A 3,357-nucleotide genomic window follows, 5' to 3' on the forward strand; every position below is an offset into this window, starting at 1 on the left:
GACGCTCGGCGCGGGCGCGGCGCTGCTCCCCGCCGACCTCGGCGAGGACATCATGCTCGGCGACGCGGGCGCCAACGCGCTCGGCGCGCTGCTCGGCGTCGCCCTGGCCGCCCGGACCGGGCCGGCCGGGCGCGCCGTCGCCCTGACCGTGCTGGCCGGGCTCACCGCCGCCAGCGAGAAGGTCAGCTTCACCAAGGTCATCCAGGACACGCCGTGGCTGCGCGAGCTCGACGCGCTCGGCCGCCGGCCGCCGGAATGACGGGCACGCCGGACCAGGACCTCGCCGGACTCGCGAAGCCCGCGCGGCGCTCCGGCGCCGGGCGCATCGCCGGCGCGGCCGCGCTCATCGCGGTGCTGACCGTGCTCGCCCGGATCGCGGGCTTCGGCCGCACGGTCGTCTTCGTCAGCACGGTCGAGCCCAACACCCTCAGCGACCTCTACACCGCCGCCAACACGGTCCCGAACATCGTCTTCGAGCTCGTCGCCGGCGGCGCGCTGGCCAGCCTGGTGGTGCCGCTGCTGGCGGGCGCGGTGGCCGCGGGGGACCGCGACCGGGTCAACGGCGTCACGTCCGCGCTGCTGACCTGGACGCTGCTGCTGCTGGTGCCGCTGGCGATCCTGGTGGCGCTGTTCGCCGGGCACATCATCGGGCTGATGTCGACGATGCCGCCGGGCGCGCCCGAGGTCGGCGCCCGGATGCTGCGGGTCTTCGCGCCCCAGCTGCCCCTGTACGGGATCGGCATCGTGCTCGCCGGGGTGCTGCAGGCGCACCACCGCTTCGCCTGGCCGGTCATCGCGCCGCTGCTGTCCAGCGTCACGGTGATGCTCGCCTACCTGACGTACGCGCTTGTCGACGGGCGGGGCAGCGACCTGGCCGGGCTGAGCCCCGGCGGCGAGGCCGCCCTGTCGGTGGGCACCACGCTCGGTGTGGTCGTGCTCAGCCTGTGCCTGCTGATCCCGCTGCGCGGCCTGCGGCTGCGGCTGCGCCCCGCGCTGCGCTTCCCGGGCGGCGCGGGCCGCCAGGTGGTCCGGCTCGGCTGGGCGGGCGCGGTCACCGTCGGCTCCCAGCAGCTCATGGTCGTCGTGGTGCTGCTCCTGGCGGCGGGCCGGGGCGACCTCACCACCTTCAACCTGGCGCAGGCGCTGTACCTGCTGCCGTGGGCGGTGCTCGCCGTGCCGCTGGCGACTGCCGCATATCCGACATTGGTCGCGACCGCGGAGCGCGGCGACGAGGGCGGCTACCGCGACGCCCTGGCCGGGACCGCCCGGACGGTGGCGCTGCTGGCCTGCCTCGGCGCCGCGGCGCTGTTCGCGGTCGCCGCTCCGGTGGCGACGCTGCTCGGCACGCCGCGGGCCGCGCCGGGCATCGCCGGGTTCGCGCCCGGCCTGCTCGGGTTCGCGCTGTTCGCGCTGCTCTCGCGGGCCCTTTATGCGCGCGGGGCGACCGCGTCGGCCGCGGCGGCGACCGCGGTGGGCTGGGCGGTGGCCGCGGCCGCCGCCCTGGTGCTGGTGCGCGCCCTGCCCGGCGTCGAGAAGGTGCTGTCACTGAGCCTGGCCAACAGCGTGGGCATGCTCACCCTGGGTGTGTTGCTGATCGCAGCCGTACGCCGCCGCGCCGGTGCCGCGGCGCTCGCGGGGCTGCCGCGCGCGATCCTCGTGGGTATCGTTGCGGCGGTCGTCGCGGGGCTCGCGGGCTGGGGCGCCGTCGAGGGTGCCGGGCAGGTTTTCGGCTCGACCCCGGCAGGTTGGACGAGCGTGCTCTCGGGCATGCTGGGCGGTGTCGTGGTGGTGGTCGTCTTCCTGGCGGTGACCTACCCGCTGGACCGCCACGACCTGCGGCCCCTGGTCGCCAAGGCGATGACGCGGATCCGCCGGAGTTCGGCGCCGGACGGGAAGGACGCAACGTGACCGACACAGCGCAGCCGTGGCACGGCTCCGTGGCGCTGGTGCTGGGCTCCAGCACCGGCGGCGTCGGTCAGCACGTGGCCTCGCTGGTCCGCGGCCTGCTCGCCGCCGGCTGCCGGGTCCTGGTCTGCGGCCCGTCCGCCACCGACGAGTTGTTCGGCTTCACCGCCGCCGGCGCCGAATTCGCACCCGTGCAGATCCCGGCGAACCCCGGCCCGCAGGACTCCAGCTCGGTCCGGGCGCTGCGCCGGGCCCTCGTGGGCCGCGACGTCGACGTCGTGCACGCGCACGGCCTGCGTGCCGCGTTCGTGGCCTCGCTCGCCCGTCCCGCCCCGCCGCTGGTGGTCACCTGGCACAACGCGGTGCTCGCCCGCGGCCTGCGCGGCCAGGCCTCCGCGCTGGTCGAGCGGCTGGTGGCCCGCGCGGCCACGCTCACCCTCGGCGCCTCCGACGACCTGGTCCAGCGCGCCGTGTCGCTGGGCGCCCGCGCCGCCCGCCTCGGCGCCGTCGCCGCGCCCACCCTGCCCGCGCCCAAGCGCACCCGGGCCGCCGTGCGCGCCGAGTTCCGGGTGCCGCCGGGCACCCCGCTGATCCTCTCCGTCGGCCGGCTGCACCCGCAGAAGCGCTACGACCTGCTGCTCGAGGCCGCCGCCCGCTGGCGTGCCCTCAAGCCCGCGCCCGTGGTGGTGGTGGCGGGCTCCGGGCCCAGCTACATGGTGCTGGCCCAGCGCGCGTCGGAGCTGCGCGCGAAGTTCTACCTGCTCGGGCACCGCCAGGACGTGCCCGACCTGCTGGCCGGCGCCGACCTGGCCGTGATCAGCAGTGACTGGGAGGCCCGGCAGCTGTTCGCCCAGGAGGCGCTGCGCGCCGGCGTGCCGCTGGTCAGCACGGCGGTCGGCGGGCTGCCCGGGCTGGTCGGCGACGCCGCGCTGCTGATCCCGCCGGGCCGCGTCGACGCGCTCGACGACGCCGTCCGCAGCTTGCTCGCCGACCCGGAGCGGCTGGCCGACTACGCCGCCCGCGGGCCCCGGCGGGCCGCGACCTGGCCGACCGAGGCGGACACCGTCGCGGACGTGCTCGCCGCGTACTCGTCGGTGACCTCCACCGCCCGGGCGGGACAGGGATGAGCGAGGCGGAACCCGCCCGCACCAGCCCGGAGGCCTCCGCGGCCGGAGCCGGGCGGGGCGGTGCCGCGCGGTGGCGCCCGCAGCGGTGGGCCGGCCGGGCCTGGCGCAGCCTGCGCCGCGGGCCGCGCCCCGACTCCGCCCCGCCGTCGCGCAGGCGCGGCGGCCGGACCTGGCTGCCCTACCTGCTGATCGTGCTCGCCGCCGGCGCCAGCATCGCCGGCCTGGCCGTGGGGCCCCGCCCCGGGCGGGGGCCGGGGGCCCGCGGGGAGGGAGGGAAAGGCGGCCGGGGCGGGCCACCCGGGGTCCGCCGCGAACCCCCGCGCAC

General features: G+C 77.9%; 2 protein-coding genes and 2 pseudogenes. All 4 read left to right on the forward strand.

The window, feature by feature from the left end; all coding sequences use genetic code 11:
* Nucleotides 1-259: pseudogene (locus AB0F10_RS44900) on the forward strand (hypothetical protein); the annotation flags it as partial.
* Nucleotides 256-1,908, forward strand: a complete 1,653-nt coding sequence (locus tag AB0F10_RS44905) for a lipid II flippase MurJ (protein WP_360640634.1) — start codon at nt 256-258, stop codon at nt 1,906-1,908. The pseudogene AB0F10_RS44900 and the gene AB0F10_RS44905, both read left to right, overlap by 4 nt.
* Complete coding sequence (locus AB0F10_RS44910; RefSeq protein WP_360640636.1) at nt 1,905-3,032, forward strand: glycosyltransferase family 4 protein; 1,128 nt, start codon at nt 1,905-1,907, stop codon at nt 3,030-3,032. Before AB0F10_RS44905 ends, AB0F10_RS44910 begins: the two co-directional genes overlap by 4 nt.
* Nucleotides 3,029-3,357 (forward strand): annotated as a pseudogene (locus tag AB0F10_RS44915) (hypothetical protein); the annotation flags it as partial. The gene AB0F10_RS44910 and the pseudogene AB0F10_RS44915, both read left to right, overlap by 4 nt.

The organism is Actinoplanes sp. NPDC026623, assembly GCF_040638275.1.
Lineage (GTDB): Bacteria > Actinomycetota > Actinomycetes > Mycobacteriales > Micromonosporaceae > Actinoplanes.

Coding starts and splice junctions, on each gene's coding strand:
- AB0F10_RS44905 (WP_360640634.1), top strand. CDS start 256: ATGACGGGCACGCCGGACCAGGACCTCGCCGGACTCGCGAAGCCCGCG.